General features: G+C 54.3%; 27 protein-coding genes. 15 read left to right on the plus strand and 12 right to left on the minus strand.

Annotated features, from left to right (window positions below; all coding sequences use genetic code 11):
• Window positions 1–21 precede the first annotated feature (21 nt).
• The 3 genes from LQ901_RS13495 to flgB are packed head-to-tail and all read right to left on the minus strand — an operon-like array spanning window position 22 to window position 1611.
• The gene (locus LQ901_RS13495; RefSeq protein WP_152109846.1) at window positions 22–753 is read right to left on the minus strand and encodes a flagellar hook assembly protein FlgD; all 732 of its coding nucleotides are present in this window, start codon (window positions 751–753) and stop codon (window positions 22–24) included.
• A gap of 46 nt (window positions 754–799) precedes the next feature.
• Entirely contained in the window at window positions 800–1222 is a 423-nt protein-coding gene (gene flgC / locus LQ901_RS13500; RefSeq protein ID WP_010862972.1) for a flagellar basal body rod protein FlgC, read from the minus strand.
• An 11-nt stretch (window positions 1223–1233) separates the two neighbouring features.
• Complete coding sequence (flgB, locus tag LQ901_RS13505; RefSeq protein WP_010862973.1) at window positions 1234–1611, minus strand: flagellar basal body rod protein FlgB; 378 nt, start codon at window positions 1609–1611, stop codon at window positions 1234–1236.
• Window positions 1612–1778: 167 nt separating this feature from the next.
• Between flgB and flgA the strand changes: the two genes are divergently transcribed.
• From flgA to flgN, 3 genes are all read left to right on the plus strand, one after another.
• Entirely contained in the window at window positions 1779–2474 is a 696-nt protein-coding gene (gene flgA, locus LQ901_RS13510; protein WP_233672320.1) for a flagellar basal body P-ring formation chaperone FlgA, read from the plus strand.
• 226 nt (window positions 2475–2700) lie between these two features.
• Entirely contained in the window at window positions 2701–2976 is a 276-nt protein-coding gene (flgM, locus tag LQ901_RS13515; RefSeq protein WP_010862975.1) for a flagellar biosynthesis anti-sigma factor FlgM, read from the plus strand.
• Between the two features lie 8 nt (window positions 2977–2984).
• Complete coding sequence (gene flgN / locus LQ901_RS13520; protein ID WP_233672321.1) at window positions 2985–3413, plus strand: flagellar export chaperone FlgN; 429 nt, start codon at window positions 2985–2987, stop codon at window positions 3411–3413.
• A gap of 36 nt (window positions 3414–3449) precedes the next feature.
• Here the strand turns inward: flgN and LQ901_RS13525 are convergent, their stop codons facing one another.
• The 6 genes from LQ901_RS13525 to fliE form a co-directional block, all read right to left on the minus strand.
• Window positions 3450–3893, minus strand: a complete 444-nt coding sequence (locus tag LQ901_RS13525) for a flagellar FliJ family protein (protein ID WP_047707416.1) — start codon at window positions 3891–3893, stop codon at window positions 3450–3452.
• A gap of 98 nt (window positions 3894–3991) precedes the next feature.
• A complete protein-coding gene (gene fliI / locus LQ901_RS13530; protein WP_010862978.1) occupies window positions 3992–5323 on the minus strand; it encodes a flagellar protein export ATPase FliI in 1332 nt (443 codons plus the stop codon).
• Window positions 5320–6081: a flagellar assembly protein FliH gene (gene fliH / locus LQ901_RS13535; protein ID WP_010862979.1), complete on the minus strand. Its 762-nt coding sequence runs from the start codon at window positions 6079–6081 to the stop codon at window positions 5320–5322. The genes fliI and fliH overlap by 4 nt, the downstream gene beginning before the upstream one ends.
• Window positions 6082–6094: 13 nt before the next feature.
• Entirely contained in the window at window positions 6095–7108 is a 1014-nt protein-coding gene (fliG, locus tag LQ901_RS13540; RefSeq protein WP_010862980.1) for a flagellar motor switch protein FliG, read from the minus strand.
• Window positions 7095–8804 carry a flagellar basal-body MS-ring/collar protein FliF gene (fliF, locus tag LQ901_RS13545; RefSeq protein WP_039046365.1) on the minus strand — a complete coding sequence of 570 codons (1710 nt, stop codon included), beginning with the start codon at window positions 8802–8804 and terminating at the stop codon, window positions 7095–7097. The genes fliG and fliF overlap by 14 nt, the downstream gene beginning before the upstream one ends.
• Before the next feature lie 13 nt (window positions 8805–8817).
• Window positions 8818–9165 carry a flagellar hook-basal body complex protein FliE gene (gene fliE, locus LQ901_RS13550; RefSeq protein ID WP_010862982.1) on the minus strand — a complete coding sequence of 116 codons (348 nt, stop codon included), beginning with the start codon at window positions 9163–9165 and terminating at the stop codon, window positions 8818–8820.
• Between the two features lie 390 nt (window positions 9166–9555).
• Here fliE and LQ901_RS13555 point away from each other — a divergent pair, with 390 nt between their 5' ends.
• The 12 genes from LQ901_RS13555 to LQ901_RS13610 all read left to right on the plus strand — a co-directional run bounded on the left by LQ901_RS13555 (window position 9556) and on the right by LQ901_RS13610 (window position 22255).
• A complete protein-coding gene (locus LQ901_RS13555; RefSeq protein WP_010862983.1) occupies window positions 9556–10458 on the plus strand; it encodes a flagellar motor switch protein FliM in 903 nt (300 codons plus the stop codon).
• Between the two features lie 122 nt (window positions 10459–10580).
• On the plus strand, window positions 10581–10898 hold the full coding sequence (gene fliN, locus LQ901_RS13560; protein ID WP_369795303.1) for a flagellar motor switch protein FliN: 318 nt from the start codon (window positions 10581–10583) through the stop codon (window positions 10896–10898).
• Window positions 10898–11635: a flagellar type III secretion system pore protein FliP gene (gene fliP / locus LQ901_RS13565; protein ID WP_010862985.1), complete on the plus strand. Its 738-nt coding sequence runs from the start codon at window positions 10898–10900 to the stop codon at window positions 11633–11635. The genes fliN and fliP overlap by 1 nt, the downstream gene beginning before the upstream one ends.
• A 13-nt stretch (window positions 11636–11648) precedes the next feature.
• The gene (locus tag LQ901_RS13570) at window positions 11649–11918 is read left to right on the plus strand and encodes a flagellar biosynthetic protein FliQ (protein WP_010862986.1); all 270 of its coding nucleotides are present in this window, start codon (window positions 11649–11651) and stop codon (window positions 11916–11918) included.
• Between the two features lie 13 nt (window positions 11919–11931).
• Window positions 11932–12723, plus strand: a complete 792-nt coding sequence (gene fliR, locus LQ901_RS13575) for a flagellar biosynthetic protein FliR (RefSeq protein WP_010862987.1) — start codon at window positions 11932–11934, stop codon at window positions 12721–12723.
• Window positions 12724–12754: 31 nt separating this feature from the next.
• Window positions 12755–13870 (plus strand): flagellar biosynthesis protein FlhB, encoded by a 1116-nt coding sequence (flhB, locus tag LQ901_RS13580; RefSeq protein WP_233672322.1) that lies wholly within the window; start codon window positions 12755–12757, stop codon window positions 13868–13870.
• 11 nt (window positions 13871–13881) lie between these two features.
• A complete protein-coding gene (gene flhA, locus LQ901_RS13585) occupies window positions 13882–15987 on the plus strand; it encodes a flagellar biosynthesis protein FlhA (RefSeq protein ID WP_010862989.1) in 2106 nt (701 codons plus the stop codon).
• Window positions 15988–16046: 59 nt separating this feature from the next.
• A complete protein-coding gene (locus LQ901_RS13590) occupies window positions 16047–18053 on the plus strand; it encodes a sulfatase-like hydrolase/transferase (protein ID WP_233672323.1) in 2007 nt (668 codons plus the stop codon).
• A gap of 8 nt (window positions 18054–18061) precedes the next feature.
• Window positions 18062–18532: an adenylyltransferase/cytidyltransferase family protein gene (locus tag LQ901_RS13595; protein WP_233672324.1), complete on the plus strand. Its 471-nt coding sequence runs from the start codon at window positions 18062–18064 to the stop codon at window positions 18530–18532.
• Window positions 18533–19537: a putative 2-aminoethylphosphonate ABC transporter substrate-binding protein gene (locus LQ901_RS13600; protein WP_052242358.1), complete on the plus strand. Its 1005-nt coding sequence runs from the start codon at window positions 18533–18535 to the stop codon at window positions 19535–19537. It begins immediately after the preceding gene.
• 7 nt (window positions 19538–19544) lie between these two features.
• Complete coding sequence (locus LQ901_RS13605; RefSeq protein ID WP_233672325.1) at window positions 19545–20543, plus strand: ABC transporter ATP-binding protein; 999 nt, start codon at window positions 19545–19547, stop codon at window positions 20541–20543.
• Window positions 20531–22255 carry an ABC transporter permease subunit gene (locus LQ901_RS13610; protein ID WP_233672326.1) on the plus strand — a complete coding sequence of 575 codons (1725 nt, stop codon included), beginning with the start codon at window positions 20531–20533 and terminating at the stop codon, window positions 22253–22255. Before LQ901_RS13605 ends, LQ901_RS13610 begins: the two co-directional genes overlap by 13 nt.
• Here LQ901_RS13610 and LQ901_RS13615 read toward each other — a convergent pair.
• From LQ901_RS13615 to LQ901_RS13625, 3 genes are all read right to left on the minus strand, one after another.
• Window positions 22230–22949 (minus strand): bifunctional 2-polyprenyl-6-hydroxyphenol methylase/3-demethylubiquinol 3-O-methyltransferase UbiG, encoded by a 720-nt coding sequence (locus LQ901_RS13615; protein ID WP_233672327.1) that lies wholly within the window; start codon window positions 22947–22949, stop codon window positions 22230–22232. The genes LQ901_RS13610 and LQ901_RS13615 overlap by 26 nt on opposite strands.
• A gap of 205 nt (window positions 22950–23154) precedes the next feature.
• On the minus strand, window positions 23155–24987 hold the full coding sequence (gene glmS, locus LQ901_RS13620) for a glutamine--fructose-6-phosphate transaminase (isomerizing) (protein WP_233672328.1): 1833 nt from the start codon (window positions 24985–24987) through the stop codon (window positions 23155–23157).
• Window positions 24988–25054: 67 nt separating this feature from the next.
• Entirely contained in the window at window positions 25055–25825 is a 771-nt protein-coding gene (locus LQ901_RS13625; RefSeq protein WP_064977018.1) for a DeoR/GlpR family DNA-binding transcription regulator, read from the minus strand.
• Window positions 25826–25950 lie beyond the last annotated feature (125 nt).

The raw sequence follows: 25950 nt of genomic DNA on the forward strand, positions 1-25950 counted from the left end.
CTCCTGAAAAATCTTAGGTGATCAGATGAGAGAAAATGGGAATGGTTTACGTGACTGAGCCATCGCCGGCACCGTGTCGGAATCCGCGATTTCACACATGTCATAGATAGACATCCGGCCAACACCAGCCAACTCCAACTGATTCGGGACGTCGGGATTTTTACTGATATGAAACGCCTGCACTTTAGCGGCCAGCAGCATAGGCTGACTCCAAGCGTCAGAGCCATTTTCAGCCAACACTTCAAATTTGTATTTACCGGCACCCAACTTATCGCCGTCGATGTCGAACTTCACTAAACCAGCCGGCTGCGAACCTAAATCTAACGTATCAACCAACTTACCCTTTTCGTCGTACACCGCCACTTTGACGTTATCCGCCGCTTTATCCAGACGAATACGACCATCAATTTTCTGGCCTTCTTTGACCTCCAGCGCATTGTTGACTTCCATCAACACGCTCTTGCCAATCAAGCTGGCACTCTGCAGCATCTCCACATTGCTCATGCCGATGTTGAGATTCAGCGTGCCTCGCTTGACATCTTCCAGACTCGACACCGCCGACATCATGCCGAGCTGGGTCAGGTACTGGGTTCCGTCCATCGGGTTGAGTGGGTTCTGGTTGCGAATTTGCGCCACCATCATGGTCATAAAATCGTTTTGGTTCGGGTTCATCCCGTTTTGGCTTACCGCGCCCTGCGGCATGACATCATCAGCCGAAGGCTGGTTGGAAGACTGTACTCGGGCCAGACTCATGAGACGTCCTTAAAATCAGATAATCGAAAACGTAAGCCGAACCCACTTAGGCCGGATTGCCCAGACGCAAGATCCCTTGCTGCATGCTGCGCACGCGGGATAGCACATCCACGTTGGTTTCAAAGCTGCGTGACGCCGCCATCATGTCCGCCATCTCTTCCACGATGTTGACGTTCGAGACGAACACATAGCCGTCTTTGTCGGCTTGCGGGTTTTTCGGCTCATAACGGCGCGTTAATGGCGCTTGGCTCTCTTCGATCCCGCGGATGTTCACTTTGGCGGTCGCCAGACCACCGTGCGCGGTATTCCCCATAATGGTAGAGAACACCGGCCGACGCGCTCGGTATGCCTCTGCTGCGCTACCGGCCGTAACATCCACGTTCGCCATGTTACTGGCCACGGTGTTGAGTCGTACGGTTTGCGCGGTCATCGCCGAACCGGCGATGTCATAAATATCTCCGAATGACATCGGTTACCTCATTACTGTCCGGTAATTGCTTGCTTTAACCCGCTGAAGGTCATGTTCATGAAAGTCAAGCTGGTCTGAAAGTCCATCGCGTTACGCGCAAACTGCGCCTGCTCAACACCCTGATCAACGGTGTTGCCATCTTTCGATGGCTGATACGGATTGCGGTACATGGCCACATAATTCGGTTCGGCCGCCGCACGGCTGCCAAACTCGGCGCTCATTGACGAGCGATTAATCTGCCGCATCACATCTTTAAAACTGATGTCGCGCGCCTTGTAATCCGGGGTATCCACGTTGGCGAGGTTACCGGCCAGAACCTTGGCCCGTTCAGTGCGAAAATCGAGCGTGTGCGGAAAAACACCCAGCGCTTTATCAAAACTCAGTGACATGTTCTGTCCCCCTGCAAACAACGTGAATAAGCCCTGTCTCTTAGCAATTAACACGCCAATTTTTTAACCATCTGGATTACAATGCGCAAAACCGCGCACAGATTCCCTGGGCAACAGTGCCCTGTCAGTAGCGGAAACTGTGCTTCCTGCGCATTAAAGGAGACGCCATGTCCATGCTGGCTCGATACTTCGGCTTGTTGCCGGCCCTGCTGCTCGGCAGTGCCCCCCTGTGGGCGGCCGTGACCCCCGCCGAACAAGTGACGCAATTTATCCAACAGGACGTGACATCGTTCGCAAAAGCACAAAAGAGTCAGCAGTTTGACGTTAAGCTGCGCAACATGCCGGACTTCCCAGAGTGCGCCACGCCGCCGCAAATTCAGCGCCTGAGCGAGGACCCTCCAGCCGGTCGCATCAGTTACGAAGTGCGCTGTAGCGCCCCCAAAACCTGGCGTTTGCATGTCAAAGCCGATGTTTCCATCTTGCTGCCGTTGATTTTTGCCAGCCGTAACCTCGAGCGCGGCCAAGTGCTGAGCGCCGGCGATCTGAGCGTTAAAGCCACTGATATCGCGTTTTTACGCCAAGCCTATTTCACCGATCCACAGGCGCTGATTGGCCAGACATTGCGCCGCAATCTACCGGCCGGTCGCCTGATTAATCGCAATATGCTGACCGCACCAGATCTGATTAAGCGCGGCGATGAAGTGGTGATCTTGGCGCAAAAGGATGGGGTCAGTGCCTCAATGAAAGGGATTGCGCTGGAAGATGGTAGTCAGGGCAAAAAAATTCGGATTCAAAACAGCATCAGCGGCAAGGAAATTCGGGCCCGAGTGAGCGGACCGGGTCAAGTTATGACCGACTTTTAACCGTCAGTGCCGGATTTTTGCCGCTGCCGCCGGCAATTATGTGCCACAAATAAAAAACGGCCGAAAAAAGTGCGCTCTGATTTAAGTTAGGCCAGTAGCCGGTCGCCGTATATAATCAAGCGGTCAGATGCCACAGCCAAACTCACGGCGACGCACTGACTTCACCGATGACGTTAAGGTAAGCACCACCATGATGCCTACACTGCCTAATGCAAAAGGAGCAACCATGATTGGTAAAGTACAGCGTGACGTGGCCGTCAGCAGTGTACTGACTCCGGCCAGCGGCACCGCCCAGAAAACTCCCGCAGCCAACAGCAAGCCGGTTGAGTCCGTGGCCCTGAGCCGCGATCTGAAAATGCTGGAACAAGCGCAGCAAACGCCACGTCCGGCGGAAGTGGATTTAGAGAAAGTCGCGAAGATGCGCGCCCTGCTGGCGCAAGGTGGCTTGAGTATCAACACCGATCGTCTGGCTGACAGCCTGTATCAACATTACAAAGGCTAAACCACGCTATGGATCGTAAGTCTCGCGTTAAAGCGCTGCTGCAAACACTGGCGCACGATGTGCGTGATTATCAGCAACTGCAACCGCTGTTACAGCAGCAGTATACGTTGATGCAACAGCGCGATAGCCATGGCTTAACTGACAGCAACCACCAGTTGCAACCGCTGCTGCACACCTTGCAGCAACGCGCCACCGAACGTTGCCAACACTTGCAAGCGCTCGGCCTGCCCGCCGATGACCACGGGATGCAAGCGTTGTTTCGTGCCTTGCCAGAACAGCTCAGCGCCACTGCTCAGCAGCAATGGCAACAGCTGCATCAGCTGATCCAAGCATGCCAGCAGCAAAATAGCCGTAACGGCAAACTGCTGGCGCAGCAAAAACAGCTGGTGACCCAATTACTGAAACCGGATGCGGGACTGACCTACGCACCGCGCTAAGCCTGTGCCATCCGCAATCACCTACGCCGCGTAGTGTTAACGGCACGCCTGCTGACGACGCAAAAAACGCTGTCCTGACAGCTCATCTAACACCCGCTGCTCACGCTTCGCTTCGCGCTGTAACTGCTGTTGCTGCAACTTTTGCAGCAAGGTATCGCCTTTTTTCAAATTCAGATGCTGATGCAACACCCTCTCACGGGCGGCACGCAACTCGGCTTCGGCCAGCGCCAGCTCTTGCTGCTGTAATTGGGTGATCAAGGAAAGTTGGTTACGAAAGCGGCCAATGCCTTTTACCAGCAGCGCACTGGAGCCATTGCCGCTACCGAGCGCATATTGGGTCGAGACCTGCTGCAACAACTCCAAGCGCTCGGCGTGCGCCTGCTGCTGGCGCTGCCAACTGCCCTGCTCGGACTGTAACTGTTCAAATCGCTGCTGCTGCTGCTGATACCAGGCGTGCAACACGCCGTGCTGACGAGACATAACGCAAGACCGCTCCTCGAAAACTCCACCTCAGGCCAACGAATTCACCGTGTACCCACTGACGGCTGGCTGACGCTCACAGGTCGGCCAGCTGCCGGTTAGCGCAGTTGCAATAACTGTTCCGTACTGTCGGCGAGGGTGACTTTTTCTTGCATGCCTTGCTGCAGATAGGCACAGATCGCCGGATAACTGGCAATCGCCGTATCCAACTGTGGATCTTGCCCCGGTTGATAGCCGCCCAAGGCCAGTAAGTCTTGCACTTGGCGGTAACGGGAATAGCGTTGTTTGACCAACTGCGCCTGCCGCAGGTGCTCAGGGGATACAATTTGTGGCATGGCACGGCTGATCGACTGCTCAATATCGATCGCCGGATAATGGCCGCTTTCAGCCAAGGTGCGATTGAGAACGATGTGCCCATCTAAAATCGCGCGCGCCGCATCAGCAATCGGATCTTGCTGGTCATCGCCCTCGGACAGCACGGTATAAAAGGCGGTGATCGAGCCTTTGCCGTGCGCGCCGTTACCCGCGCGCTCCACCAATTGTGGCAACAGGCTAAATACCGATGGCGGATAGCCTTTGGTGGCTGGCGGCTCACCGACAGCCAGCGCAATTTCCCGCTGCGCCTGCGCGTAACGGGTCAAGGAGTCCATCAACAGCAGCACATCATGGCCGCGATCGCGGAAAAACTCGGCAATTCGGTGGCATAATACTGACGCTCGCAGCCGCAGCAGTGGCGGATCATCGGCTGGCGAGGCGATCACGACGGCATTTTTCAGCCCTTCACTGCCCAGCGAATGCTCAATAAATTCGCGCACCTCACGGCCACGCTCGCCAATTAAGCCCACCACGGTAATTTCGGCGGTGGTGTTGCGGGTCATCATCCCCAGCAGCACACTTTTACCCACCCCACTACCGGCAAACAGCCCCAGACGCTGGCCCTTACCGACACTCAGCATGCCGTTGATGGCGCGCACGCCCACATCCAACTGCTCACTGATCGGCTGACGGATCAACGGGTTAATGCTCTCACCTTGCAGGTGAATACGCTGATCGGTTTGCAGCGGCCCGCGGTTATCCAGCGGCTCACCGACACCGTTCAAAATGCGGCCCAGCAAGCCATAACCGACGGCAATTTTGCTGTCGCCTTGCAGCGGCAGCACGCGACAACCCGGGCGCAGCCCCGAGGTGTGCCGGATCGGCATCAGGAACGAAGATTCACGGTCAAACCCGACCACCTCCGCTTCCACCAGCGCGCCACTGTCGGTTTCTATCATGCAGCGCTGACCGCTACTGAGACGGCAACCGACCGCCTCCAGCGTCAAGCCGGTCATGCGGGTTAAGCGGCCATAGGTGCGCGCCACCGGCAGCTCTGGCAATTGCCGACCAGCCAGCGCCAAGCGACGCGCTAAGGTTTGCTGCAAATTACTCATTCGGCGTGTTCAGCCACCGGTTCAACCAGCAACGTATCGCGCACCGCATCCATACAAGCTTGCAGGCGCTCCTCACTGTCAGCCACCGCCTCCGAATCACGGGTCACCACGCGGCAACTGCCACTTTCCAGCGCAGAATCCGGCTCCAACTGCCACTTGTTCACCACATCCGGCAGCAATTGCTGCAGACGCTGGCAATCTTGCGGATTGAGATGCACCGCAATCTGACCTTCTTGCTCAGGCACTTGCGCTAAGGTCTCTTCAATCAAGGTCACTAGCTGCTGTGGCTGTAACGTCAACTCACAGCGGATCACCTGACGCGCCACCTTCTGCACCAGATCGCAGATCATCTCGCTCTGCTCACGCACATGCTGATGGAACACTTGCTGAATTTGCTGCAACAGCGCATCGGCGGCAGTCACCGAATGGGTCAGCTGCTGACGGCCCTCTTGCAAACCTTGCTGTTGGCCATCTTGGTAACCGGCTTGATAGCCTTGCTGACGACCGCCTTCCAAGCCTTGCTGCTGGCCTTGCATAAAGCCTTCGTCGTAGCCTTTTTGCATGCCGTCCTGAAAGCCGTTATTGAACTCTTCCTGATAGTGGGCGGCACTGCTGCCATGACGGCTGTGGCTGTCATCGGCAAAGTCATCAAAATCAAACTCGTCATCCCGGGACCGCTCTTCCACCAGCGGCGGAAAACGGTATGGCCGGAATTGACCGGGTTGCGGACGAAAAATGGTGCCGGGTTTGTCACACATGGCTCAGATCCCCTTACTCGACCACATTTTCCGCGAACAGCGATAGCTCGACTTCGCCGTCGTTGGCCAACTGACGCAGGGTCTGCATGATTTCGGTACGGGCTTCTTCCACCGCACTCATGCGTACTGCACCCTTGGTCTCCATCTCTTCGCGCAGATACTGAGCGGCCCGCTTCGGCAGGCAAGCAAAGATCTTCTCTTGCAAGGTGGTGGACGAGCCTTTGAGTGCCAGCGCCAAACGCTCTTGCGGCACTTCTTCGATCATGCGGCTCAAGGTGGCCTCGCTCTGACGCTCCAGAATGTCGAACTGGTACATGCTCTCTTCCAGTTTCACCATCAGGCTCGGATCCATGTCGCGCAGCGACAGCATGATCTCAGATGTACGGCTGCCCATACGGTTGAGGATATCCACCGCCTTTTTGGTACCGTCCACTTGCGAGCTGGTGCGATGGCCGACTTGCTGCAAGAATTTCTCCAGCAATACATGCACTTCATCAATCATATCCGGATGGATCTCATCCAGATTGGCCAGACGATACAGCAGGTCATCGTGGGTTTCTGGTGGCAAACGGCTCAGCAATTGGCTGGCCATATCCGGCTCTAAGTAGGCCAAAAACACCGCTTGTAACTGCGGGTGCTCACCGGCAATCAGTTCAACCAGCTTAGACGGCTCCAGCCACTGCAAACGCTGCAGGCTGCTACGTAGGGTATCGCCATAAATGCTGTCAATCAGTGGACGCGCCAAAGAGCGACCCAGTGCTTTATCCAGCGTGCGCTCCAGATAGCCACGCGATGCACCGGTGATCCCCGACTCCGAACGAAAGTCGGTGAAAAAGCGCAGAAAAACGGACTGCGCCTGATCTTTTTTCACTCCCGGCAGGCTGGCCATAGCAACGGTCAGGCGGCTCACTTCCTCACGGCTGAGCTGTTTGAGGATGTTGGCGGCGGCCTCTTCCCCCATGCTCAGCAGCAAAATCGCCGCCTGTTGCAAGCCGTCTTCCGGCTGCATTACTTCAGTTTCCGTCATGTTGCTCAACCTTTATCCACTGTTTAACCACCTGCGCCACACGCTCCGGCTCCTGATTAGCTAGGAACTGGATACGCTCCAGCTGCACTTCCAAACCGGTTTCCGGTGATGGCAGCTCCAGCAGGTTTTCGTTCAATGTCAGACCCGGACGTGATACCGGCAACGCCGCGCTCGCCTCGCCCTTCTCGCTCGTGCCATCTGGCTGCAGCTCACCGCTGCTGGCAGTAGCATCATCCTCGGCTTGCGCTGGCAGCGCCGGATCGTTCACCGGCAACGGCTTAGCCAGCTGACGCAGTACCGGACGGACGACACCGAACAGCACCGCCAACGCCACGACCGCAGCCAACACATAACGCAGGACATCCATCCAGAACGGATCTTTCCACCATGGCGCATCGGCACTCAGCGGATTATCACCGGCCACAAACGGGAACACGTGCAAGCTAATCTGATCGCCATTGGCACTGCGCAGGCCCAAGGCGTCTTGCAGCATGGTGGTCATCTGATCCAGCTCGGCTTTCGAATATTGCTCTGGCTTGCCGTTAATCAGCACCGACACACTCAGATGCTGCAGCTCGCCTTGCTGATAACGGATATGACGTTGGGTGCGATCTAACTGGAAGTCGCGGTTCAGCTCGGTGGTGCGGTTGACCAGATCTTTACTGTCCGACTGATTTTCTTGGGTCGTAGAGGTGGTCTTGTTGTTGGCGTTTTTGGTATTGGTCGATTTGTCAGCCGGTTGGTTACTCAGCGCGCCCGGCACCCCTGCACTTTGCTCTTCATTGCTACGATCTTCGCGACTGTACTCACGAGTTAACGCCCCTTGCGGGTTGTACACTTCTTCGGTGGCTTCCTTACGGTCAAAATTGACCTTGGCGGCCACTTGCACCTCAAAGTTGCCCATGCCGAGCATCGGATCGAGCATCCGGGTGGCGCGGTCAATGTAGCTGCGCTCCAAACGGTTAACGTATTCCAGATATTGGGTGTTGGTTTCACCGGCCTGCGCATCAGCATCGTTGGCGCTCAGCAAACGACCGGCCTGATCCACTACCGTCACGTTTTCCGGCTTCAGATCGGTGACGCTGCCCGACACCAGATTCACAATCGCGCGTACCTGACCCGGTTTGAGGCTCACGCCCGGTTGCAAGGACACCGCAATCGAGGCCGATGGCAGCTCAGGATTACCGCGGATAAACAAGGTACGTTTAGGAATGGCCAAATGCACACGGGCATTGGTAATGCCATCAAGGGACATGATGGTACGCGCCAGTTCGCCTTCTAACCCGTGGCGGTAGCGCGCATCTTCAATAAACTGACTGGTGCCGAGACTGTTGTCTTTATCCAAGATCTCAAGGCCGGTGGGCAACTGCACTTTAACGCCCGCCGCGGCCAGTGCCATGCGCGCTTTGCCTAACTGGTCACGGGCCACCATAAGTTGGCCACTGTTACCATCAACATAAAAATTAAAGCCCTGCTTATCCAACACGGACATCACTTGGCTTTGATCAAAAGCTTCATTGCGGCCATACAGCGGGCGGTATTCACTGTTACCGAGCCACAACGCCAACACCACAATGCCGGTCACCACCAGCGCAATCACCCCGAGCAGCGCGCTCAGGCGACGGCCTTTTACCTTGGCCAGCATCGCCGACGGCGCCGGCAATTGGGCCCATTTTTTCTGTAATAATTCGGTCACGTCAGACTCTCACTTATACCGGCATTTTCATGACATCGTCATAGGCTGTCATCAGTTTCTGACGCACCTGCACTAACGCGGTGAACGACAAACTGGCTTTCTGGCTCGCCACCATGGCGCCGACCAGATCTTGACTGGCCCCGGTATCGACCGCGGTCATCATGTCTTTGGCGGTTTTGCTTAGGGTATCGACCCGATCGACCGCTTGGGTCAGCGCCGCGCGGAAACTCGGCACCTGCGCACCGGATGCGGTCAACGGGTTGGCGGCAACCATTTCGGTGCTACTGCCGACGCCGATTTGTGACTTTACCGCCTCCATCTGGGCCAAGGTGTACTGCATTCCCGGGGCTGTGTGATACATGACGCTGACTCTCCGAAATCCTCTGATGAACAAGGCTCTGATAAACAAGGAAACCGCCACAATGACGTGGACGGTTTTACGCGCAGTTCAAAAGCAAGTAACGTGCCATTAATTGAGCAACACTGGCTAGGCGCGCTGACTGTTCTTTGTCACTTGTCAATCAATCCGCGCCTCAATATATGCCCAATCGTCACCTTTGCGACTTAAGTCAAAAAAATGACACGCCAATTACCGTCCTTTACAGCCGCTGCTCACGCCCTTACCGCCTTAACACTGACGCGGTTTTGTTCAAAAACTGGCAGAGAATTTGCATTACGCAGACCTTACTTATTACAGACACAGAATTTTGCGGTCGAGAAGACCCGGTAAGACGTTGCCGAGTGAGCCGGAATGAAAACAATCAAACGAAAAATTATCTCCCCCAGCGAACAGGCGCATATCAAGACTTTTGATCTGGCAAACCCGGAGCATCGCATTGGTGCGCTGCAGGCGACCCTCGATACCATCTGCCAGCGTTTCGAGCGCTCCGCCAAGCAGTTCTTCTTCGGTCTGCTGCGCAAGCCGGTGAATTTTCACTTCGAGCAGCAAGATACCCTGAAGCTGCGCGAATACTTGGCCTCTATCCCGAAGCCCAACAGCCAGCGCGAATTTCTGGTTGAGCCGCACGATATGCGCGGCCTGATTGCGATGGATGGCGATCTGCTGTTTTTCATGGCCGATCTGTTTTTCGGCGGCAAAGGCACCAGTACCCGTCGTCGCAGTGAGATGAGTGATACCGAGCTGCGTTTAGTCGAGCGGATTTTCCGCCAGTTGCTGGAGCAATTTGATGACTGCTGGCGCAACCAAACCAGCTGGTACAGCCAAATGACCCAGCAGCAATCGCTGCACTTAAACAACAGCATGGCCAATCAGCCGCTGTTCCAGATCTGTCGCTTCTCGATTCAAATTGGCGAACATCTGGGCTGGCTGGAAATCGCGCTGCCATTTAACGGTCTGGAGTTTTTACGTACCCCAGCGGCAGAAGAGGCCAACGTCGAGCTCGACCCGACGTTGCAAGCCAAGGTGGAAGAGCGGCTGCAACAAGTACCGCTGCGCCTGCAAACCACCTTGTGCGAAAAATCGCTGACTTTGGGTGACGTGATGGATTTGCAAGTGGGCGATGTGATCCCCGTGGACATGCCTTCGCAGCTCACCGTTCGCGCGGGAAATAGCCCACTGTATAAAGCGCGCATTGCCGAGCGTAACGGCAATCTGGTGCTGCAGGTTGATGACGTGCTGGACACGCCGGCCTAACGCCATTTTACGGCCCGGTACTGACCGGGAAATATTGATGATGTACCGTTTTTTGTAACCGCAAGGAACCCCCGATGTCCGAAACCCTGAATGATTTAAATCTGGATCTGAACGATCTCGATATGGGCGATTTGGCCGCCGAAACCCCGGCCAGCGCGCCGGAGGCAGCCAGCTTCCCAACGGACATGAAATTTATCCGCAATATTCCAGTGAAACTGACGCTGGAAGTTGGCAGCACCGAACTGATGATCGGCGATCTGATGAGTATCGGTCGCGGCACCGTGATTGAGCTGGACAAACTCAACGGCGAGCCGATGGATGTCAAAGTCAACGGCACCCTGCTCGGCCACGCCGAAGTGGTGATCGTGAATAACAAATATGGCCTGCGCCTGACCAACGTGGTGGACAGCGACGACATGCTCAAAGGGTTGTCTCGCTAATGCGCAAGCTCGGGTTACTGGTGCTGCTGTGCCTGCTGGCTCACCCAGCCTTAGCGGCGAACGGGGATATCGGCCTGCTGACGGTTACGCCGCAGGCCGGTGGCGCACAGGAGTACAGCGTCAAGCTGCAGATCTTACTGCTGATGACGGCGCTGTCGTTCCTGCCGACCATGCTGCTGATGACCACCAGCTTTACCCGCATCATTATTGTGCTAGCAATTTTGCGCCAAGCCTTAGGTCTGCAGCAAAGTCCACCTAACCGGATTTTAATTGGTATCGCCCTGACACTGACCTTGTTCATCATGCGTCCGGTGTTCAATGACATCTACGTCAACGCCTTCGAGCCGTATCAGAACGATAGCCTGACCTTGAAGCAGGCCTTTGCCCAAGCGGAAAAGCCGCTGCGGAAATTCATGCTGGCGCAGACGCGCGAAAGTGACCTGCAACAGCTGCTGGATATCGCCGGTGAGCCGCGCGCCACCCCGCCAGAGAAAGTGGATTTTCTGATCCTGATGCCGGCCTTTGTGCTCAGCGAGCTGAAAACCTCGTTCCAGATTGGCTTTATGATTTTTATCCCGTTCCTGATCATCGACATGGTGGTATCCAGCGTGTTGATGGCGATGGGGATGATGATGCTGTCACCACTGATTATCTCGCTGCCGTTCAAGCTGATGATTTTCGTGCTGGTTGATGGCTGGGCGATGACCGTCGGCACCTTAAGTGCCAGTTTCGGCTGACCGGACAGACTCTATGGATACCACTGCCATCTCCGTCATTTTTGGTCAGGCCCTGACCGTGATCGCCACTATGGTGTGCATTTTAGTGCTGCCCAGTTTAGTGGTCGGTCTGCTGGTCAGTATCTTTCAGGCGGCGACCCAGATTAACGAACAGACTCTGTCGTTCCTGCCGCGCTTTTTGGTGATGCTGGCGATGCTGGGGTTTGCCGGTTCGTGGATGTTGACCACCTTACACGATCTGTTTACCCAGATTTTCCACGAAATTCCGACCCTGATCGGCTGATGGGACACCGCTGATGTTAACCCTGAGCGCAGCCGATATTACCGCCTGGATAGGCATGCTGTGGTGGCCGTTTTTCCGCCTCACCGCCGCCTTTATGGTGATGCCGCTGTTTGGCAACCCGCAGATCCCGATTCAAGTGCGCATCGGGCTGGCGTTGCTGATTAGCGTGGTGGCGGCGCCCTTGATGCCGCCGATGCCCGCGGTTGATCCGTTCTCGCCGCTAGCCATTTTTTACGCCATCCAGCAATTGATCATCGGCGCACTGCTGGGCTTAGTGGTCGATATCCTGTTTGCGGTATTCACCACCTTAGGGCAGCTGGTGTCGATGCAGATGGGCCTTGGCATGGCGATGATGAATGACCCGGTCAATGGCGTTAGCTCCGCCGTGCTCGGTGTGATGTACCAGATGTATGTGTCGCTGCTGTTTTTAGCGCTCAATGGCCATTTAGTGGTGCTGGATATTTTGGTGCGCAGCTTCACCGCCATCCCAGTCGGTAGCATGCTGTCGGATACCGCCTTGCAGCAGATCATCAACATGTTCGGTTGGATGATTGGCGCTGCTCTGCTGCTGGCGTTACCGGCCATCGCCGCCATGCTACTGGTCAATATGACCTTCGGCATCATGACCCGCGCCGCGCCGCAGCTGAATATCTACTCGCTCGGTTTTCCGATGACCTTGCTGTGCGGAGTGCTGAGCGTCGGCTTAACGCTCTCCAGCGTGCCGGAAAACTTTACCCAGTTCAGCCGCGAAGTGCTGAACCTGCTGGCGGCCATTTACGCCCCGCCCGCGTCCGTGACCCCGTAAGAGCCAAGCCATGAGCGAGAAGAGATAAGCAATGAGCGGGGATAAGAGCGAAAAACCCACCGGCCAGCGGCTGGATAAGGCGCGTAAAGAGGGTAACTTGCCGCGCTCGCGCGAACTGGTCACCGCCTTATTGGTGCTGGGTGGCACCATCACGCTGTCGGCATTTAGCGAAAGCTTAGGCCGTCTGCTGACCGGCAGCATGCGCTACAACCTGGCCTTAAGTAAACAAGAGGTGTTCGACCCGCAACTGGCGTTCAAACATCTGGGCGAAAGCCTGTCCGCCATGGGCTGGACACTGCTGGTACCGCTGGGTTTGCTGATGCTCATCGCCTTGGTCGGCAACCTGCTGCGCGGTGGTTGGAACGTCAGTATCGATTCCTTGCAGCCGAAGTTTTCCAAGCTTAATCCGATCAGTGGGATGGGACGAATGTTCTCCTCGCAATCGATCGCCGAGCTGGTCAAAAGCGTACTGAAAACCGCGCTGATCTCGCTGACCTTGTGGAGCGTGGTTGGCGACAAAATCCAGATGCTGCTGAGCTTGCAGCATCGCGATATCGGCACTGCCATTACTCTGACTCTCGATCTGATTTGGTCGACGGTGCTGCTGTATGGCTTGGCTCTGCTGTTTATCGCCCTGCTCGACCTGCCCTACACCCAGTGGCAGTACATCAAAAAGCTCAAGATGAGCAAACAGGAAGTGAAAGAAGAGCATAAAAACAGCGAAGGGAACCCGCAGATTAAATCGCGCATTCGCAACCTACAGCGCCAGATGGCGATGCGCCGAATGCACAAGGTGATCCCGCAGGCGGATGTGATTATCACCAACCCGACCCACTATGCGGTGGCCCTGAAATATGACCAGAACAAGGCGGAAGCGCCGTTTGTGCTAGCCAAAGCGGTAGACGCCATGGCGCTGCAGATGCAGCAACTGGCACGGCAACATAACCGCCCGATCGTCAACGTCCCGCCGCTCACGCGTGCGGTGTACTACTCCACCAAGGAATGGCAGGAGATCCCGGCGGGGCTGTATACCGCCGTGGCCCATATTTTGACTTATGTCTTCCATCTGGAAGAGTACCGGCTCGGCCGTGGCCTACCGCCACCACCGTTGCCTGAATTAACCATCCCGCCAGAACTGCGCCATTAAGCGGAGAGATGATGCCCAGTAAATTATCCAACTTCACCCGTTACCTGAGTCAGGGCCAGATCGGCATCCCATTGATGCTGCTGGTTCTGCTCGCCATGGTGATCTTGCCTATCCCGCCATTGCTGCTGGATATGTTCTTCACCTTCAACATCGTACTGGCGCTGCTGGTACTGCTGGTGAGCGTGTACAGCAAACGGCCACTGGACTTCTCAGCCTTCCCGACCGTATTGCTGATTGCCACCTTGTTGCGTCTGGGCCTGAACGTGGCCTCGACGCGCGTGGTATTGCTCAACGGTCACGAAGGTGGCGACGCCGCCGGTAAGGTGATCCAAGCCTTCGGTGAAGTGGTGATCGGCGGCAACTATGTGGTCGGTATTGTGGTGTTCGTCATCTTGATGATCATCAACTTCGTGGTGGTCACCAAAGGGGGCGAGCGGATCTCCGAAGTGGGCGCGCGCTTTACCCTCGACGCCATGCCGGGTAAACAGATGGCCATCGACGCCGATCTGAACGCCGGCCTGATTGACCATGAACAAGCGCGTCGACGCCGAGAAGATGTGGCCAACGAAGCCGACTTCTACGGCGCCATGGACGGTACCTCCAAGTTTGTACGCGGCGATGCCGTGGCTGGTATGTTGATCCTGTTTATCAACATCATCGGCGGGGTCAGCATTGGGGTATTCCAGTACGGGATGCCATTTGGTAGCGCCTTCCAGACTTACGCCCTGCTGACCATCGGTGATGGCTTGGTGGCCCAGATCCCATCATTGCTGCTCTCCACCGCGGCGGCGATTATCGTGACCCGCGTCACCGATCAGGACACCTTCTCCAAGCAAATCAGCCGTCAGATGCTGGCCTCGCCAGTGGTGCTGTTTGTGGTGGCAGCCATCATGCTGATCTTGGGCTTGGTTCCTGGCATGCCACACTTCGCATTTTTCGCCTTTGCCGGTGTGGTTGCGCTGGCCGGCTGGAAGATGCGCCATTACCATGAAGACGACACTGAGTCAGAGGATGATCTGCGCCGCGCCGAAGCGCTAGTGCAATCGCCGGAGTTTGGCCCCGCACCGGAAGTCAGCAATGGCGATATCCCTGCGGTCTACGCACTCAGTATTGCGGTCGGCTACCGTCTGGTGCACCTGATCGATCAGCGCCAAGGCGCTGAATTGCTCAATCGCCTGACCGGGATCCGCAAAACCTTGTCGGAACAGCGCGGTTTTCTGATCCCGCAAATTCGGGTGCACGACGACCTGACACTGGCGCCCGATGAGTACCGGATCAGCCTGCGCGAAGCGGTGCTGGTGAATGCCGAGTTGGAAGACAACCACCTGCTGGCCATCAATCCCGGCGAAGTGTACGGCAATATCGACGGCATTTTGACCACCGATCCGGCCTACCAGATGGAAGCGGTGTGGATCCACCCAGATAACAAGGACCGCGCGGTCAACTACGGCTATACCGTGGTCGATCACGCGACCATCTTATCGACCCACGTCAGCAAAATCATCAACGACTACATTGATGAGGTGATGGGGCCACAAGAAGTGCGCCAGATCATCGAGCGCCTGCAAGCCAGCGACGCCAAAATGGCCGATGAGCTGCAGCAACGGCTCAATCCACAGCAGCTACTGCGCGTATTTCGCCAGCTGGCGGCTGAGAATGTGTCACTGCGCGATATCGTCACCATCACCAACTCCTTGCTGGAGTCGGCGGAGCTGACCAAAGACCCGATTTTGCTGTGCGCTGACGTGCGCTGCGCCCTACGCCGCCCACTGCTGTACCAACTGGTCGGCAACCGCAGCGACATCCCGGTGATCACCTTGGCCGCCGAACTGGAAAATATCCTGCTCGGCGCCCTGAGCCAGGCGCAGCAAGCCGGCCACGTCCAACTCGATGGCTTTGCCCTCGAACCGGGCGTGATTGAAAAACTGCAGTACAGCCTGCCGCAAGTGGTCGACAACATGCGCATGGCCGGGCACGCACCACTGCTGATGGTTATGCCACAGCTGCGCCCATTACTGTCACGCTACGCCCGCGTCTGCGCCCCGGGCCTGAGCGTACTTTCGTTTAATGAAATTCCTGATGACAAGAATGTGTCAGTAGTAGGGAATTTGGGGTAACGCCCGCGTAATTCGCAGGCTGCGTCTGCGGATTACCTCAGTAAATAACGGATAACATCATGATCAGCACGTTACAAACCTCCAGTGCGCTGGCCAAAAAAGGTCGGCTGTTTTTGCTCACCAATAAAATGGCCCAAGCGCAAGAGGCCCTTCAACAGCTCGAAGCACTCGGCCCTCTCGATCTCAATGGCGCGCTACTAAAACTAAAATTCGCCCAAAAAACCGAGCAGCTCGCCAACCTAGATCCCGCATTTATACGCGAAATTAATCAGCGTTTTGAGCTCAACACTGAAATTAATGCGCAGCTCGCCGCTTACTATGCGGCCGTCGGAGACACGACCGAAGCCTATCGGCTGGCGTTACATGCCCATGATCAAGAGGCCGCGCTGAAACTCATCAGCCATCTAGATGACTTGTTGCCTGAAGAACAGCGCCAACAGATCAAAATGCGCACTCTCGGCGAACTTAATGGCTACCAACGCATATTCCCGCTGGATGTCACCGGCCAATGTGTGTTTGGGCAAAGTATCTCTATCAATAACAAAGAGTACGCCGTCGGTATGTATGACCGCAGCCGAGAAGAGCGCACAAACTCCGGGATCTTAAGTTTATCCGGTGAGCAACAGCGTATGCTGGTGGGCTGTGAATTATTGCCAGGTCAAGCGCATACCCAGTATCAATATCAGGCCGATGAAAAATGCCTGTTACCAATCATGCCTACTCATGCGCAACAGCCCATCAATATTACCGTGAATGATGAGCACTACTTGCTGCATACGCTGCCAGAAAAACGCTTTCATTATTTGCCGTTCAATGCCGGTGATAATCTCAGCCTCAGCGCTCAGCATCCGGTTATGATTGGCGATCCAATCACTTTACGGCGTGAATCTGCTGGCCCAGCTCTGGTGTTAACTATTTTTGTTGATGGATTGTCACAAAAATTCATCGAACAAGAGGGCGGATTGTCCGCTTTAATGCCAAACACGGCAGCCTTCTTTGCCGAAGGAACCCAGTTTGAAAACTGCTACAGCAGTGGTGAATGGACATATGTTTCTCTCGCCAGCATTTTTAGCGGTTTGTATACCTATAACCACCGCATGTTCCATCCCGCCAAAGACAGCCAAACACTGTTACGCACGCCAACCTATACCGAGGTGTTCCAGCAAGCGGGTTACTTCTGTAGCCAAATTTCGGGAGATTGGCGCAGTACGCCGGTCACGGGTTATGGCAAAGGCATGGATCGCTTCTTGTATCAGCCCGCTATGTTGGCCATGGATAGCCGACACGTCATTCAAGAGACGCTCGAGCATTTAGATACCTTTGGTGAAAAGAATAACTGGATGTGGATCTGTCTACCGGATCTGCATGACATTGCCGATGAGTTTACTACCAGCATCAGTCATCAAGCAAAAACCCCATTAGCTCACCGTGTGAGTGAAAAAACCGGTGAGACTAGCGTACGCAAAAAGCGCAGCGCTGCCAAAGTGTTCCAATATCGAGAGCAAGTGGCCTATGTTGACCGCCAACTGAAAGTGCTGTTCGACTATATCCGCAGCCACTATGAGCAGAACGATATTATCGTGTCACTGGTGTCCGATCATGGTCAGTCCTACCTGATCGAATCAGATTTCTTTATGGATGAAGAGCGCACCAAAGTGCCACTTTATATGACTGGCCGCAATATTCCAGCCATACACAGCCAGGAGTTGGTACAGCATTTTGATCTGTTCCGTAGCGTTCTGCACTGTGCCGGAATCCCCGATCCACTACACAATGATGCCAACTTGCCACAAACACTGGGCGGCTCCAGCGCGCGCTCACAAATCTTTACCGAAAGTCTGTTCCCGGATGCCCCTTACTATGCGTGCATCATCGATGAAAGGCATAAATATTGCTTAACTTCGCAGGGAAAAACATCCAATGACGGAATGATCGATCTGGGTCAAATTGAAACGCAACTGTTCTGCCAGCACGAAAATGCTGATAGCGAAGAAGAGCAACAAACCGTGGCAACTCAGATGCTGAACCAGATTATCCGCAATACCATGCCATTTATTAACAAGTAGTGGAGTCTATGGAAAAGAGAATTCTGGTGGATATGTCAGCCACCTTAATCCATCACGGACATATTCGGCTGCTGAAAAAAGCCAGCGAATTGGGGCGCGTCATTGTCGCCCTCACTACCGATGACGAAATTCAAACCAAAAAAGGCTATACCGCCGAGCTCAATTACGCCGAGCGTAAGGAGATCTTGGAAAGCATCCGCTACGTGGATGAAGTTATTCCTTGTAACTGGCTCATCGATCACGATTTTTTAATCGAGCATAACATCGATTATCTGGTACATGGTTGCGATAACGCCAATCACATTCCTGAGCATAAGTTGGTCATATTTCCACGAACTGACGGGATCAGTAGCTCCGATTTGCGCGAACGCGTTTTAGACAGTCTGGTTTCCATGAATCTCAGCGGTAAAAAAGGGCCATCCGATAAGATCGCCCATATGCTGATCACCGCGATTAAAAATGAATTTAAGCTGGATTAAATGAACAAACTTTGCAGATTACTGGCTTGGATGCTGTGCTGTGCAACATACACCAGCGCCGTACACGCCGCACAACCGACCACGTTACTGGTATACACCGCAATTGAAAATGAATTGCTGGATACCTATAAAACACAATTTGAGCAGCGTCACCCAGATATAAAAATCAATTGGGTACGTGACTCAACCGGGGTGATCACAGCCAAATTACTGGCGGAAAAGGACGCGCCCAAGGCAGATGCCGTAATTGGTGTAGCCGCCACCAGTTTGATGCTATTGAAGCAGCAAAACCTGCTACAACCTTACCAACCGGCAGGCTTCGCTCAGCTATTGCCAAGCATGCGCGATCAAGATACCCCGCCACAATGGATTGGCATGAACGCATGGGCCACGTCGCTGTGTATCAACACGCGGTTAATGAAAAAATATAACCTGCCCTATCCAAAAACTTGGCAGGATTTAACCAACCCGATTTACCACGATCAAATTGCGGCGCCCAATCCCCTCTCCTCCGGCTCCGGTTTTATGAATTTATCGGCGTGGATCCAGATGTGGGGTGAAGAAAAGGCATGGCAATACAACGATGCGCTGAATAAAAACGTAAAAATGTACGTTCACTCTGGTAGCAAACCTTGCAGCTTAGCCGCACAAGGGGAAGTGGCCATAGGCCTTTCCTCCTCGGCGTTTGCCCAGAAGCTGCTCAAGCGTCGCGCACCAATCGAACTCGTGACCTTCAGTGAGGGAACCGGCTGGGAAATGGAGGCGGGTGGCATTATCCGTGGCTCTGCGCACCAAAAAGCCGCGCAGACACTGCTCGATTGGCTCGCCTCTGAAGATGTCGCCAAAATTGGGGCCGATTTCTCAGGCATAACCGCTCGCCAAGCCTTCATGACCGAAGAAGGTAAAGCTATTTATAAGGCGATGATCCCAAACAATTTGCCGTGGGCCGCCGAACAACGGGATGCGATTTTGGCGACTTGGCGCCAACACTACGAGCAACGGTAAGCATACTATGTCTGAGTTTTTGGCATTGCAGCATATCGTCAAAGAATACGGCAACTTCCGCGCTCTACACGGCGTATCGCTGGCAGTCAAACAAGGTGAGTTTGTCTGTTTTCTTGGGCCTTCCGGCTGCGGAAAAACCACCTTACTGAATATCATTGCCGGCTTACAGCCGGCAGATCAAGGTCAGCTGTTTTTCCAAGGCCATGACATTAGCCATCTGCCCGCGAGTCAGCGCGGTTTTGGCATGGTATTTCAAAACTACGCACTATTTCCTAATCTGAAAGTAAGCGACAACATCACCTACGGCCTACGCGGCCGACAGTGGCCTCGCACGCGTCGCCAAGCGCGCGCAGATGAATTGTTATCGCTCATTGGTTTGTCCCATACCGCCCAGCATTACCCACAACAACTGTCTGGTGGCCAACAACAACGGGTAGCACTAGCACGTGCGCTAGCCAATCATCCCCCGCTACTCTTGTTAGATGAACCCTTATCCGCTCTGGATGCGCGCGTACGTTTAACCCTGCGTTGTGAGTTAAAGCGGCTACAAACTCAACTCGGCCTCACCGTGATCATGGTGACCCATGACCAAGAAGAGGCTATGGCTCTGGCCGACCGCATCGTGGTCATGAATCAAGGGACGATCGAACAAATCGGTACGCCAGAGGCGCTGTATTTCCACCCACAAAATCGGTTCGTGGCTGAATTCATCGGCAACATGAATATTATTGAGCCCTCCGCCGCAAGCAATGAAGGCACATGGGGGATCCGCTATGAGCAAATCGCGGTACATCCCGCAGATGAGCTCACACTACGTCAGCCAGATACGCAAGTGATGCGTCTGGAATGTGCGCAATTGATTGGGCCGTTTTATCGTTTGTGCTTATTAATGAGCGATCAAAAAACACGAATTTTTGCAGATCTGCCCCCCGAACAAGCACGCCCATTGCTGCAACATTCGCTGGTAGCAGTCAGCCTACCGCAGGACAAGCGATGCCAGCTATAACCTCACGCTCTCGTTTATCGGTTACCGCTCGCCACCACCTCACTGCATTGGCGGCATTCGGGTGTCTATTGGTACTCGCGGGGGGTATTTTACTGCCGATCGTGACGTTACTGCGTTACAGCCTACAAGACAGTAACGGGCAATTTAATGGCATCACCAACCTGCTGCAGCTACTGCATACTCCCGGCCTAGTATCGGCACTAGAACACTCCTTAGCGATCAGTGCATTGGTCACGCTACTCAGCGTCACCCTTGCGTACTTGATTGCCTATGGGCTAACGAAAACGCGTCTCGCTGGTCGCACTTTGCTGCAATTAAGTTTACAGCTACCGCTGTGTGTCCCATCGATTTTGCCGTGCTTAGGATTAATGTACCTGTTTGGTGGTCAGGGTGTATTCAGTGACTACATCGATATTCCGCTTTATGGGCCACTCGGCGTAACGCTGGGTGGGGTCTTATTTACCCTTCCTCACGCGGTATTACTGCTGTGCACCACTCTGCGAGCCATTGATCCTCGGCTGTATCAAGCCGCAGAAATGCTCGGCGCTGGTAACGGACGTCAATTTTTTACCATCACCCTGCCTAACAGCTTGTATGGGATCATCAGTGCCTGTTTTGTTGTATTCACGCTAACGATGACCGACTTCGGGATTGCTAAAGTCCTGGCGGGCCAATACAACCTGCTGGCGACCGAAATTTATCAACAAATCATCGGGCTACACAATTTCCCCATGGGTGCTGCGCTGAGTTTATTGCTGCTGCTTCCTATGTTACTGGCCTTCATCGTCGACAACTGGGCGCGGAAAAAACAAGCACGTCTCTCTGGCGTTTTTGATTCAGCCCTACCGGGAAAATCGTTGCTGCGCGATAGCCTATTTACCTTGCTGTGCTGGCTGCCGACACTGGTCATTGTTAGTGTGATTGGCGTGGTAGTTTGGGGCTCATTCATTAACTATTGGCCCTATGATTTTACGTTAACCTTAGACAACTATCGCTTCGCCGCCTTAGGCTATAGCTGGCAGCCGTATCTTAACTCGCTACAATTTGCTTTCAGTGTTGCTCTTTGCGGTAGTCTCTTTTGCTTTATCGTGGCCTATCTGGCACAGCGCGCTGCGATTTGGCCACCACTCAAAACGGGATTGCGCCTATTAAGCCTACTACCACTGAGTGTGCCTGGCACCGTGCTTGGCTTAGCTTATCTACTAACATTTAGCAGTGTCTCGGCATGGACCAACGGCATGCTGATATTGGTTATCAATACCGTGATCCATCTTTTTTCCGTGCCGTTTTTATCCAGCAGTACCACTCTACTGCAAATCAACCCACGCTACGAAGCTGCAGGCACCGTGTCTGGCGTCAATTGCGGTATCACTTTTTACAAGGTGATCGTACCGCTCAGCCAATCAACGCTAGTTGACTCGTTTTTCTACTTGTTTACCAACGCATTAACCACAGTTTCCGCCGTGATCTTCCTTTATGGCCCTAACACGATGTTAGCGTCAATTGCGGTATTGAATATGGATGATGCCGGAGATTTAGCCGCCGCCTCCGCCATGGGAAGTGTATTACTCCTCACGGCATTAAGTGCACGCGCCATTTATAGACTGTTGGTTCGCCTGCAACAGCCTCGATGTATCACGATGAGTGCACCATCTCAAGTCACCGCGGACATCAATGCCTCACCGCTTAAGATAGCGTCGCCATTACATTGAAGCGAAATGATGAGTTTTTATATTCGCGCACTGCATGCGGGAAAATAGTCACCGAATGGCACCCTCGGGCAGTCAGCATCTCCGTAATCAAGCCTTGCTGATAAAACTGATGCGGGTGATGTTGATAACGCTGCTGATATTCATGCGGAGTTTTATAACCCGACATCCGTTCAGCATGATAATCCGACTCTTTTCTTTGATCGTTCAAATCCAGCAGAAACAGGGTTCCTCCGGATTTTAGACAGGTCAACATCGCGTCGATCACCTGTTCGGCATATTGCATCGACGGGAAATACTGAAAAACCGAATGGGATAAAACCATATCATATTGATTCGCTGGAAATAATCTGTCACGAGCCTCACCAGCAACAAACTCTCCCGACAGATGCGTGCGCGCAATATCCACTAATGCCGAGCTGTAATCACTTCCCGCTATCGCACAGCCACTGAGCTGCTGGAAAGCCAGTAACAATGCACCACTACCACAACCAAACTCTAAAACAGACGATGCAGAGTCAAGCTGAGCACGAGCCACTAAATCTTCGGCCATATGTAGCCATTGCGACTCCGAGTAATCGCCACAACCAGTATCAAAACCATTAGCCTGAATTAATGCCGATAACAACGAGTGGCTATCGCTGAGAGTTTTACTCTCCCAGACATTACGCCAATTATTAAAGCCACCATTTATCATCTTGTCTTATTTCCGTCCGATTCATCTCTCCTATTTTAGAAACGACACTTTCACCGCAGACCTAACAACCAAGATCACACAATCTAGTCACACAATTAAAACAAACAGGGTGACACAAATAAAAATCCCCACCTCTAATTAGAGTATGGGGATTTTTAGAATTAAATTACCCGTATCAGTGTAGAAAGATAGCTACGCTATATTCTTACTCCACCGTCACCGACTTCGCCAAGTTACGCGGCTGATCCACATCCGTTCCCTTGTTCACGGCCACGTGATAAGAGAGCAGCTGCAGTGGGATGGTGTAGAAAATTGGCGCCACATCTTCTTCTACCGGCGGCAGCGGGATGATCTTCATGCCCTCTTCATCGCGGAAACCGGCGTCTTGAGCGGCAAACACATACAGCTGACCGCCACGAGCGCGCACTTCCTCGATGTTAGATTTGAGTTTCTCCAACAGCTCGTTGTTTGGCGCCACCACAATCACCGGCATATCGGCATCAATCAGCGCCAGTGGGCCGTGCTTCAGCTCACCAGCGGCATAGGCTTCCGCGTGGATGTAGGAGATCTCTTTGAGCTTCAGCGCCCCTTCCATAGCTATTGGATATTGATCGCCACGGCCTAAGAACAGCGCGTGGTTCTTCTCGTTGAAATCCACCGCCAGCTTTTCAATGGTCTTATCCAGCGCCAGCATCTGGTCAATACGATTTGGCAGCGCTTGCAGCGCATGCACCAATGCCTGTTCACGCTCGGCGCTCATCCCGTGCAGACGGCCAATGCGCGCCACCAGCAGCAACAGCGCCGTCAGCTGAGTGGTAAAGGCTTTGGTAGAGGCAACCCCAATCTCTGCGCCGGCTTTAGTCATCAGCGCCAGATCCGACTCCCGTACCAGCGAGGAGCCCGGCACGTTACAGACGGTCAGTGAGCCCAGATAGCCCAAGGTCTTAGACAGACGCAGCGCAGCCAGCGTATCAGCAGTCTCACCGGACTGTGACAAGGTGATCAGCAAGCTACCCGGACGACGTACCGACTTACGGTAACGAAACTCCGAGGCAATCTCGACGTTACAAGCCACGCCAGCGATGCTCTCAAACCAATAACGCGCCACTGCGCCGGCATGGTAAGAAGTGCCGCACGCCACGATCTGTACATGCTGCACTTGCTCTAACAGCTGATCGGCGGCTTCCCCCAGCTCACTGAGTTGGACACTGCCGTGGGCAACGCGTCCTTCGAGGGTGTTCTTGATCGCAACCGGCTGCTCGTAAATCTCTTTTTGCATGTAGTGACGGAACTGCCCCTTATCGCCGGCATCATGCTGCAAGTTAGACTCGATCTCCGCACGCTGTACCGGCTGGCCATCGACATCAAAAATCGCCACCGTCCGACGGGTGATCTCCGCTACATCGCCCTCTTCCAAGAAGATAAAGCGACGAGTCACCGGCAGCAGCGCCAGCTGATCGGAGGCCAAGAAGTTCTCACCCAGACCGCGGCCAATCACCAACGGACTGCCGGAGCGCGCGGCAATCATGCGCTCTGGATCGCGCGCATCAATCACCACCGTGCCGTAGGCTCCGTCCAGTTGACGTAAGGTGCGCTGCACGGCCGCCAGTAATGGACCGCCGTTTTGGGTCAGCTCCCAATGCACCAAGTGCGCAATCACCTCGGTATCGGTCTGTGAACGAAACTCGTAGCCGCGCTCACGCAGCACGTTACGCAGTGGCTCGTGGTTCTCGATGATGCCGTTATGCACCACTGCAATAAAATCAGACACATGCGGGTGAGCGTTAGCTTCAGACGGCTCACCGTGGGTCGCCCAACGGGTATGCGCAATCCCAGTACCGCCTTGCAGTGGATGCTGCTCGACAGCCTCGGCCAATACTTGCACCTTACCTAAACGGCGCAGGCGCTGCATCTGGCCTTCGGCATTCACCACCGCAATCCCGGCGGAGTCATACCCGCGATACTCCAAACGGCGCAAGCCTTCGAGTAAAATCTCTGCCACATCCCGCTGCGCTACTGCGCCGACAATTCCACACATAGATCCAGTCCTTGTTACTTGCCGGAGCCGCGTCCGGCGCTATTTTGCACTTATCCCAGCGAAGGGATCAGAGTGAAGCGCAGAGTACCTGCACTCCCCGTTGTTCGATTTGCGCTTTAACCTGCGGGTCAATGCCCTGATCGGTCACCAGTACCGTGATGCTCTCCCACGGCAGCTCTAAGTTGGGAATTTTGCGCCCCACCTTGTGTGACTCAGCCAAAACAATCACTTCCCGCGACACCTCAGCCATTACCCGCGATAGCCCCACCAGCTCATTGAAGGTGGTGGTACCGCGCGCTGCATCAATACCGGCAGCGCCGACAAATAGCTGATCAAAATCATAAGAGCGTAAGACCTGCTCGGCCACTTGGCCTTGGAAAGACTCCGAATGCGGATCCCAAGTGCCACCGGTCATCAAAATGGTCGGCTCGACTTCTAGCTCACGCAGTGCCGATGCCACTTGCATCGAATTGGTCATCACCACCAAGCCGCGAAAACGCCCTAATTGAGGGATCAGTCCCGCCGTGGTGCTGCCAGCATCGATAATCAGCCGGTTATGATCGCGGATCAGGCTGGCGGCTAACGCCGCAATCGCCTGCTTACGCACAGAAAGCAGCTCTTCTTCGCCGCTCTCTTCCACCAACTCACTGGGGATCAAGACTGCCCCGCCATAACGGCGTAGCAACAGGCCATTACGCTCCAACTCGGCCAAATCCTTTCGAATCGTAACTTCTGAAGTTTCAAATCGCTTAGCCAGCATATCGACACTGACTTCGCCTTGCTCGCTGAGCAAAGCCATGATGGTATGTCGCCGTTGCTGGGTATTGCGCTTACTCATGGAAGTTTCGTTTCATCCCGTAATAGGTTAATTCGCTCATTATAAACTTACGAATCGAAACATCAATATTTGGTCAGTAAAATCGTCAGTAAAACAAGGCGGATTTTCTGTCCCCATTTTCAATC

The organism is Plesiomonas sp. PI-19 (assembly GCF_021368255.1).
GTDB lineage: Bacteria > Pseudomonadota > Gammaproteobacteria > Enterobacterales > CAMTGL01 > Plesiomonas > Plesiomonas shigelloides.

Bases quoted from the DNA above. Each gene is read 5' to 3' on its own strand.
- LQ901_RS13495 (WP_152109846.1), bottom strand. From the start codon at position 753: ATGAGTCTGGCCCGAGTACAGTCTTCCAACCAGCCTTCGGCTGATGAT.
- flgC (WP_010862972.1), bottom strand. From the start codon at position 1,222: ATGTCATTCGGAGATATTTATGACATCGCCGGTTCGGCGATGACCGCG.
- flgB (WP_010862973.1), bottom strand. From the start codon at position 1,611: ATGTCACTGAGTTTTGATAAAGCGCTGGGTGTTTTTCCGCACACGCTC.
- flgA (WP_233672320.1), top strand. From the start codon at position 1,779: ATGTCCATGCTGGCTCGATACTTCGGCTTGTTGCCGGCCCTGCTGCTC.
- flgM (WP_010862975.1), top strand. From the start codon at position 2,701: ATGATTGGTAAAGTACAGCGTGACGTGGCCGTCAGCAGTGTACTGACT.
- flgN (WP_233672321.1), top strand. From the start codon at position 2,985: ATGGATCGTAAGTCTCGCGTTAAAGCGCTGCTGCAAACACTGGCGCAC.
- LQ901_RS13525 (WP_047707416.1), bottom strand. From the start codon at position 3,893: ATGTCTCGTCAGCACGGCGTGTTGCACGCCTGGTATCAGCAGCAGCAG.
- fliI (WP_010862978.1), bottom strand. From the start codon at position 5,323: ATGAGTAATTTGCAGCAAACCTTAGCGCGTCGCTTGGCGCTGGCTGGT.
- fliH (WP_010862979.1), bottom strand. From the start codon at position 6,081: ATGTGTGACAAACCCGGCACCATTTTTCGTCCGCAACCCGGTCAATTC.
- fliG (WP_010862980.1), bottom strand. From the start codon at position 7,108: ATGACGGAAACTGAAGTAATGCAGCCGGAAGACGGCTTGCAACAGGCG.
- fliE (WP_010862982.1), bottom strand. From the start codon at position 9,165: ATGTATCACACAGCCCCGGGAATGCAGTACACCTTGGCCCAGATGGAG.
- LQ901_RS13555 (WP_010862983.1), top strand. From the start codon at position 9,556: ATGAAAACAATCAAACGAAAAATTATCTCCCCCAGCGAACAGGCGCAT.
- fliN (WP_369795303.1), top strand. From the start codon at position 10,581: ATGGGCGATTTGGCCGCCGAAACCCCGGCCAGCGCGCCGGAGGCAGCC.
- fliP (WP_010862985.1), top strand. From the start codon at position 10,898: ATGCGCAAGCTCGGGTTACTGGTGCTGCTGTGCCTGCTGGCTCACCCA.
- LQ901_RS13570 (WP_010862986.1), top strand. From the start codon at position 11,649: ATGGATACCACTGCCATCTCCGTCATTTTTGGTCAGGCCCTGACCGTG.
- fliR (WP_010862987.1), top strand. From the start codon at position 11,932: ATGTTAACCCTGAGCGCAGCCGATATTACCGCCTGGATAGGCATGCTG.
- flhB (WP_233672322.1), top strand. From the start codon at position 12,755: ATGAGCGGGGATAAGAGCGAAAAACCCACCGGCCAGCGGCTGGATAAG.
- flhA (WP_010862989.1), top strand. From the start codon at position 13,882: ATGCCCAGTAAATTATCCAACTTCACCCGTTACCTGAGTCAGGGCCAG.
- LQ901_RS13590 (WP_233672323.1), top strand. From the start codon at position 16,047: ATGATCAGCACGTTACAAACCTCCAGTGCGCTGGCCAAAAAAGGTCGG.
- LQ901_RS13595 (WP_233672324.1), top strand. From the start codon at position 18,062: ATGGAAAAGAGAATTCTGGTGGATATGTCAGCCACCTTAATCCATCAC.
- LQ901_RS13600 (WP_052242358.1), top strand. From the start codon at position 18,533: ATGAACAAACTTTGCAGATTACTGGCTTGGATGCTGTGCTGTGCAACA.
- LQ901_RS13605 (WP_233672325.1), top strand. From the start codon at position 19,545: ATGTCTGAGTTTTTGGCATTGCAGCATATCGTCAAAGAATACGGCAAC.
- LQ901_RS13610 (WP_233672326.1), top strand. From the start codon at position 20,531: ATGCCAGCTATAACCTCACGCTCTCGTTTATCGGTTACCGCTCGCCAC.
- LQ901_RS13615 (WP_233672327.1), bottom strand. From the start codon at position 22,949: ATGATAAATGGTGGCTTTAATAATTGGCGTAATGTCTGGGAGAGTAAA.
- glmS (WP_233672328.1), bottom strand. From the start codon at position 24,987: ATGTGTGGAATTGTCGGCGCAGTAGCGCAGCGGGATGTGGCAGAGATT.
- LQ901_RS13625 (WP_064977018.1), bottom strand. From the start codon at position 25,825: ATGAGTAAGCGCAATACCCAGCAACGGCGACATACCATCATGGCTTTG.